Annotated in this window: 10 protein-coding genes; 8 read left to right on the plus strand and 2 right to left on the minus strand. The window is 60.3% G+C overall.

Features of this window, described 5'->3' with window-relative positions; translation table 11 throughout:
* Positions 1 to 13: 13 nt before the first annotated feature.
* A complete protein-coding gene (locus AC0L3P_RS15625; protein WP_007591377.1) occupies positions 14 to 310 on the minus strand; it encodes an HU family DNA-binding protein in 297 nt (98 codons plus the stop codon).
* A 408-nt stretch (positions 311 to 718) separates the two neighbouring features.
* Here AC0L3P_RS15625 and AC0L3P_RS15630 point away from each other — a divergent pair, with 408 nt between their 5' ends.
* The 7 genes from AC0L3P_RS15630 to AC0L3P_RS15660 all read left to right on the plus strand — a co-directional run bounded on the left by AC0L3P_RS15630 (position 719) and on the right by AC0L3P_RS15660 (position 4,446).
* Entirely contained in the window at positions 719 to 904 is a 186-nt protein-coding gene (locus AC0L3P_RS15630; RefSeq protein ID WP_007591378.1) for a hypothetical protein, read from the plus strand.
* Between the two features lie 259 nt (positions 905 to 1,163).
* A complete protein-coding gene (locus AC0L3P_RS15635; RefSeq protein WP_354054647.1) occupies positions 1,164 to 1,466 on the plus strand; it encodes a hypothetical protein in 303 nt (100 codons plus the stop codon).
* 126 nt (positions 1,467 to 1,592) lie between these two features.
* Positions 1,593 to 1,865 carry a hypothetical protein gene (locus AC0L3P_RS15640; protein ID WP_275174562.1) on the plus strand — a complete coding sequence of 91 codons (273 nt, stop codon included), beginning with the start codon at positions 1,593 to 1,595 and terminating at the stop codon, positions 1,863 to 1,865.
* A 172-nt stretch (positions 1,866 to 2,037) separates the two neighbouring features.
* Positions 2,038 to 2,214 carry a hypothetical protein gene (locus AC0L3P_RS15645; protein ID WP_007610124.1) on the plus strand — a complete coding sequence of 59 codons (177 nt, stop codon included), beginning with the start codon at positions 2,038 to 2,040 and terminating at the stop codon, positions 2,212 to 2,214.
* 219 nt (positions 2,215 to 2,433) lie between these two features.
* The gene (locus AC0L3P_RS15650) at positions 2,434 to 2,958 is read left to right on the plus strand and encodes a hypothetical protein (protein WP_473302654.1); all 525 of its coding nucleotides are present in this window, start codon (positions 2,434 to 2,436) and stop codon (positions 2,956 to 2,958) included.
* A 168-nt stretch (positions 2,959 to 3,126) separates the two neighbouring features.
* Positions 3,127 to 4,149: an acyltransferase family protein gene (locus AC0L3P_RS15655; protein WP_354054654.1), complete on the plus strand. Its 1,023-nt coding sequence runs from the start codon at positions 3,127 to 3,129 to the stop codon at positions 4,147 to 4,149.
* Between the two features lie 93 nt (positions 4,150 to 4,242).
* A complete protein-coding gene (locus tag AC0L3P_RS15660; protein ID WP_473302661.1) occupies positions 4,243 to 4,446 on the plus strand; it encodes a DUF3072 domain-containing protein in 204 nt (67 codons plus the stop codon).
* Positions 4,447 to 4,679: 233 nt separating this feature from the next.
* Here AC0L3P_RS15660 and AC0L3P_RS15665 read toward each other — a convergent pair whose 3' ends face one another.
* Positions 4,680 to 4,949 carry a hypothetical protein gene (locus tag AC0L3P_RS15665; RefSeq protein WP_275174567.1) on the minus strand — a complete coding sequence of 90 codons (270 nt, stop codon included), beginning with the start codon at positions 4,947 to 4,949 and terminating at the stop codon, positions 4,680 to 4,682.
* 504 nt (positions 4,950 to 5,453) lie between these two features.
* On the opposite strand from AC0L3P_RS15665, the gene AC0L3P_RS15670 reads away from it, so the two are divergent.
* The gene (locus tag AC0L3P_RS15670) at positions 5,454 to 5,852 is read left to right on the plus strand and encodes a VOC family protein (RefSeq protein WP_473302665.1); all 399 of its coding nucleotides are present in this window, start codon (positions 5,454 to 5,456) and stop codon (positions 5,850 to 5,852) included.
* Positions 5,853 to 6,000: the final 148 nt, after the last annotated feature.

Here is a 6,000-nt window from a genome sequence, read left to right on the forward strand (position 1 = left end):
CCTTAGCGAACTCTTAGACGGAGTCCTTGGCCACCTTCAGCGGCGAGGCCTTCACCGACTTGCTCGCCGGCTTCGCCGCGAACTGCATCGGCTCCTTGGTGAAGGGATTGACGCCCATGCGGGCTTCGGTCGCCGGCTTGTTCACCACCGACATCTTCACGAAGCCTGGAATGACGAACTCGCCGGACTCGTTGAGCTCCTTGTAGCCGACCGTCGCCATGTACTCGATGACCGACTTCACGTCGTTCTTCGACAGCTGCGTGCCCTCGGCAATTGCATCAATCAACTGAGTCTTGGTCATCTTCGCCATGTCTGAATTTCCTTCTGTGCGCGCGAGCAGGCTTTGCTCAGGACGCGGTCCAACCGCGCAACGCGCTTCTGATTCATGCCAACTTTCATGAAGTGACGGGGCTTAGAACCCATCGACGCCCAAAACGCAAGCAGGGGGTTCTGCGGGAGCCCGGACGCCGTGGGAAAGATGCCGCAGCTTGCGACGTTTTCGCGTTGAACCATTTTCTCCCTGAGGCGTCTAACTCTTTGAAGTCCCCAAGCTTCACCCCCATCAGAGAGCCCCGCTTCCCCAGGCGGGGCTTTCGCCTTTTCCGGGACCCGGCCACGCAATTTCGATCCAGCCGGGCCCCGAGGTCTGCGCCCGGGCCGCGCGGGTGACCGTCACAAGGCAGGTTCTCTTTTCCGGCCATCTCCTGCATAATGCGGCATGGCAAAAACAAAAGTGACCTTCAAAACCGTCCGCATTGCAGACAACGACTGGAAAATCCTGGCGGATTACCCGGACAGCGAACAGCGCGAAATCAAGGGCTTCACCAGCAAGGCAGATGCCGACGACTGGATCAACGGCGACCGCAAGATCGCGTGGCTCCGCTCTCAGGGATACGCCAAATAGCGGATACGCCAATAGCGCGTGCAAGTAACACGCGCCTAAGTTACGCGCGCATCGTGTGACGCCCGTATGGGCATGCGCGCTTAGTCCCTCCCCGCTCCAGATGTTCTTCCCGTGCCGGCGCGTTGTCGAGCAGGCGGCGACGCCCGCGCGTCTATCGCCTACCTGGTCGAGAAACCTGTGGCCGGGCATGTGCCGTTGAGACTTCAGTAACCTAACGCCTCCAAGCTCCTCTCAGTATCGTTGCGTTGGAGTACCCACAGTGCTGGATTTTAACGAGCTGCGTGAACTCGCAGCCGATGTTCGCGTGTTCGTCGACATTGCCGAAGACAAGGCCGAAGCGCTTCGCGCCGTCATCACGGCCTATGACGTGGTGCTCGCGATCTTCCCGTCCGGAGAGGGCATGGGCCTCCACGTCATCAAGGGCGGCGAGATCCTGGACCATATTGCAAAATCGCGAACCCATGCGAGCTACAGCCACACGGCCATTGCGGTACCCGACCTGGAGCATGCGGAAGTGCTCAAGCACCTGACGGGACCGGCCGACCAGCGCATTGCGGCGTAGAGCGTTTTCTAGCGAAGTCGATGGCGGTTCGCCCGCAGACGAGAATTTTTGCACTCCGGAACACCCTGTTTTAGGAACACGGCTCCTGCGCTCCCGTTGGCCCACGCAACCAACCAGGAGTTTGAGATGAAGAAGCTCATCATTGCGACCGCCGCCCTCGGCCTCATGTGCGGCTCCGCCTTTGCGCAGAACCAGACCGGCCCCGCCGCGCAGACCGACAACATGCAGAAGCCCGGCATGACCAACACGGACAAGGGCACGATGAGGAGCGGCACGACCGGCATGAGCCATGACGGCATGAGCAAGGGCGGAACGGTGAGGCCCGACGCCTCCGGCCAAGGTGGCTCCGGCCCCGGCAGCGATCAGGGCGGTACCAAGACCCGCAGCAACATGAAGTAAGCCGGTTTCCTGTACGGCTTGTTCCCGGCCGCGTCGCTTTCCACAAGGCGGCGCGGCCATTTCATGACGCGGTTTTTTTGAACCTGTCGCGAATGCACTCCTCACAATCCCGCGCGCGCCGGAACGGTCAGGTCTCGCCGCGAGTTGCCCCATCTCCAGCAAGGAGATCGTCATGAGCGTTGAAGGTAAAGTGAAGGAAGGCGCCGGGTTCATCAAAGAAGAGATGAACGAACACGGCAAATCCCCCGAGAGCCAGAAGAAGGCTCAGGAAGGTCGCGACTTGCGCAACGAAGGCCGGATCGAAGACGGCAAGCCGCCAAAGACGACGAAGCCCGGCACCGGTCACTAGATCGCGTTTCGAAACCCCATTTGGTGAAAGCCGCCCCTGGTCATGTCAGGGGCGGTTTTCACGTTCATGACCAGCCGACACGTGCCCACGCGATCTTCCGAAGCTCCGATCTTCCGAAGGTGCGGCCTACAAAGATAGAGGGCGGCTCGAACCATCCAGCGCGATGGCTGGTAGAACGCTTCGGCTGTTGTATGGTCGAACGTTTCTTGTGAGGGGCCGATGAAGATTGCCATTGTTATCGCCGGCTTGATCGTTGTTGCTGCTGCCGTTCTCGTCTCGGTACAGCCCGGCTTCCTGAAGCCTGCGTCTCTGGCACTCGTGAAGAAGTCCGACATTCTCGGCTTTTCGCCCGGAATGACATTCGACGAGACCAACAAGCTGATCACGCAACGTCGCTACCGCTGCCGTCAGCTTCGCGAATCCTACGTCCTTGAATGCGCAGTCGACGGCGCCAAGGTCACGATCTTTGCCGACGACATCGACCCCAAGAATCCGGACCCCAAACATCCCATCTGGCGCGTCAATGCGGAGTTGAGCAATCCGGGGCCCCAAGACGCTGCTTCCAAAGACGCTGCCGTCAAATCGATATCCGACCAGTTCAACGCCCAGCCAACCCGGGACGCCCGGGAGGAATGGATATGGACCGTCGGCCGTGGGCTGAAGCTGAGCTACGACGGCGCCGCCTTGAAGCTCGTGGACGAAGCCGAGGAAATCAGGCGTGCCAAGCAGGAAGCAAAGCGCTAGCGAGCGCTCCTGTGGTCGTGCCTTTGATGAATTGCACAGCAGTCTATCCGCCTGAGACATGTCTCATTCCCAGCGCATCCAACAGCCATCTATCGCATCCGCGCAACTGTTCCTTAATGGGTTTCCCGCCTAGATTGCGCTATCCTGAAATGAACGTGGCGGGGCTTGGTGCGGATCTTCGCGGGTGTACAGGCAATGCGCGGGGTCGCTGCGCTGTCGGTGGTCTGCGGACACGCAATCAGTGCGCGACCCGATATGGTCGGGCCGGACCTTGCCGAGGGCGCGCTGACGATCCTTGCGAGCGGCGTCGACATCTTCTTCGTGATCTCCGGCTTCATCATCGCGACCACGGCGGCGGCACAACACAACCCGCTGGATTTCGCTTTCAGACGAGCCCTCCGAGTTTTTCCGCTCTATTGGCTGGTGTTGCTGGCGGCGTTTGTCAGCTCCTCCTGGATCGCGCTGGCACCGGGCGACCGCCCCGCCCTCGACCTCGGAACCATCTTCGCATGGACCTATCCGAACTGGTACCTTGCGCCGGCATGGTCGCTGGCTTTCGAACTGCACTTCTATGTTGCCGTCGCCGTCGTCCTGGCGATCAAGCCGGACCGGCTGTTCGAGATCTTGTTCGCGGGATTCGGCCTGGTCATTCTTGCTCTCGTCTTCGGCCTTGAGCTCGGGATCTACTTCCATCCGCTGGTGCTGGAATTCGGTGCCGGCGTTGTCATCGCCTATCTCCAGAGAAGCGGACGATTGCGCTTTTCGCGCCGCGTCCCAGCCGTTTCCGCGGGCCTGTTCGTGGCCGGCTGGTACTGGATTTTCGTGCACGGTGCGATCGACGCGCAGTTCGCGCGCGTCCTGACCTATGGCCTCGGCGCGGGATTGCTGATCCATGCTGTGGTCGCCGTCGAGATCGAAGGACGATCCTTCTCACCGGTCCTGCAATGGCTCGGCAAGATTTCGTACTCGCTCTATATCGTCCATTATCTGGTGGTGAAATGGATCGCCAGCTTTGACGGACTGTGGCTTCTGTCGACCGTCGGCACAGTCATCGCCGGCATCCTGCTCTCCATCGGTCTCGCCGCCGCCTTGCACGTCGCCGTCGAGGCACCGATCCTCGATTGGGGGCGCAAGGCAAGTCGCAAGATAAGTCTGATGCGCAGACGCCGAACGATGCCGGCCGTTTCCTGATCATTTCCCGACGCTCGATTCCGGTCGCCGGCCACGAACAAACAAGGAACAAAAAGCGCGAGCCGGCATTGAACCTGAAAAGGAGAGATCGCCATGGCTGACAGGATCGCTGACAACACACAAAAGGATCCGAAGGATTGGGTCTCCGGCGACGACCCGATGACCGGTGCCCAGGAATCCTATCTCAAGACCCTCGCCGAGCAGGCCCACAGGGAGCTCCCCAAGGAGGATCTGACCAAGGCAGAGGCGTCAGAGCTGATCGACACGATGCGCCAGAAGGTCGGGCTCGAGAAATAGACGGCTTCAGCATTTCGAACCACGGGAGACGGGCGGCGGCTGACAGGAAGGCCGCCGCCGATTTTCGCGAAGCGCCAATTTGCGGCAGCGAAACGCCAACCAGAGGCCGTCATGGGCCATTGAAGGCATCGATGCTGGCGAAGAGCACCGCGATCACGCAGTCAACTGCGCGTCACCGTAATTCGCAATTCCCGTCGGATGGGCGAATATCCGGCATCACGGTCATTGCCGGATCACTTCGGCAGACCACGAATTGCCAACTTGGCGACCGTAACAACGACGAAGGCAACCGCCCCGTAAACGATGGCATTCACGGCCCAAGTGATGGCGACGCCCAAGAAAACCGAACTGCCGACAGCTCCCCAGAAAAGGTAAGCTGCAGATATGCCCGGCATCTCCCATGCCATCACAGCGATGGAGTAGTCGGTGAGCTGCTCCATCACGAGCAGCACCGCCGAGACGAGCGCCCCGATTGCCAGTGCGGTGATGAGAACCGATTTCATTGTCTTCAAAGCCCCAACAGACCCATCAGTATCGGAATCATAAAAAAGGCTGCCAGACCGAGGAGGCCTCCTACGGCAACCTTCACCCAACGCCGTTGGATTTTCGGCTCGAGCCACGTCGCCACTTTGACCCAGAGCGCATACGCCCATCCAGCAACAATCGAGCGGATAAGTGAAAACAGAAGCTCGCCTAGAATACTGGCCATAGCGGTTAGTCGCGCCATCGCCGCGAGCAGTTCATCTGCGAACGGCTAAACAACCCTGTCCACCCGTGAGTGAGGTGCCCAGACTCTGCGGTTGGCGTCACCGTTCTGACGGCCCAGTTAGCGCTGGGGCGCTCGTGAAGGGGCTAGTTTTCTAGCGCTTGAGCACTGCCATCGCAATTCATGCCCGTCGTTGGCGCGCTCGGCGCGGCATCGTGACTGCTGCCATCAGGGTGGCAGCAGCGGTGTGCGACGAGCCCCGCGATGCCGCTCAAATCTGCGGTCAACCAAAGGACATGCCATGAAGTTCGCCTCCACTCGCCTGATCGCCACCGACATCAAAATCATGGTTTCGTTCTACGAAATGGTAACCGGAGCTTCCGCCGAATGGCTCGCGCCGGTGTTCGCCAAGATCGTGACGCCGGGCGCCAACCTGGCAATCGGCGCAGCCGAGACGGTCGCGCTCTGGAAAGAAAACAGTGCCGAGCCCGGCGCAAACCGCACCGCCGTGATCGAGTTTCAGGTTGAAGACATCGATGCGGATTATGAGCGCCTGAAAGACAAGGTCACGCTGGTGCATGAGCTGAAAACGATGCCATGGGGCAACAGGACGTTCCAGTTTCGTGACCCCGAAGGCACCGCAGTATCGCTCTTCATGCCGCCGACCGAGGAGGCCGGAAAGCCCCTCGCGGCGCAATAGGGGCGGTGGCGGCAGATCTGCCCTCATAATGTTGCCAGTGGCGTGTGTGCAGCACTGGATTTGCGGTGAAGGTGCATTGAAATTCGCCGGCTGATTTACTTCATCGGCCGGCTTCGCCCTCACGCACACGTGCGCCCGCCCCCTGCCC

Source organism: Bradyrhizobium sp. WSM4874, from assembly GCF_055811835.1.

Excerpts from the sequence above, each read along its gene's own strand:
- AC0L3P_RS15625 (WP_007591377.1), bottom strand. The coding sequence starts at position 310 with ATGGCGAAGATGACCAAGACTCAGTTGATTGATGCAATTGCCGAGGGC.
- AC0L3P_RS15630 (WP_007591378.1), top strand. The coding sequence starts at position 719 with ATGGCAAAAACAAAAGTGACCTTCAAAACCGTCCGCATTGCAGACAAC.
- AC0L3P_RS15640 (WP_275174562.1), top strand. The coding sequence starts at position 1,593 with ATGAAGAAGCTCATCATTGCGACCGCCGCCCTCGGCCTCATGTGCGGC.
- AC0L3P_RS15645 (WP_007610124.1), top strand. The coding sequence starts at position 2,038 with ATGAGCGTTGAAGGTAAAGTGAAGGAAGGCGCCGGGTTCATCAAAGAA.
- AC0L3P_RS15650 (WP_473302654.1), top strand. The coding sequence starts at position 2,434 with ATGAAGATTGCCATTGTTATCGCCGGCTTGATCGTTGTTGCTGCTGCC.
- AC0L3P_RS15660 (WP_473302661.1), top strand. The coding sequence starts at position 4,243 with ATGGCTGACAGGATCGCTGACAACACACAAAAGGATCCGAAGGATTGG.
- AC0L3P_RS15665 (WP_275174567.1), bottom strand. The coding sequence starts at position 4,949 with ATGAAATCGGTTCTCATCACCGCACTGGCAATCGGGGCGCTCGTCTCG.
- AC0L3P_RS15670 (WP_473302665.1), top strand. The coding sequence starts at position 5,454 with ATGAAGTTCGCCTCCACTCGCCTGATCGCCACCGACATCAAAATCATG.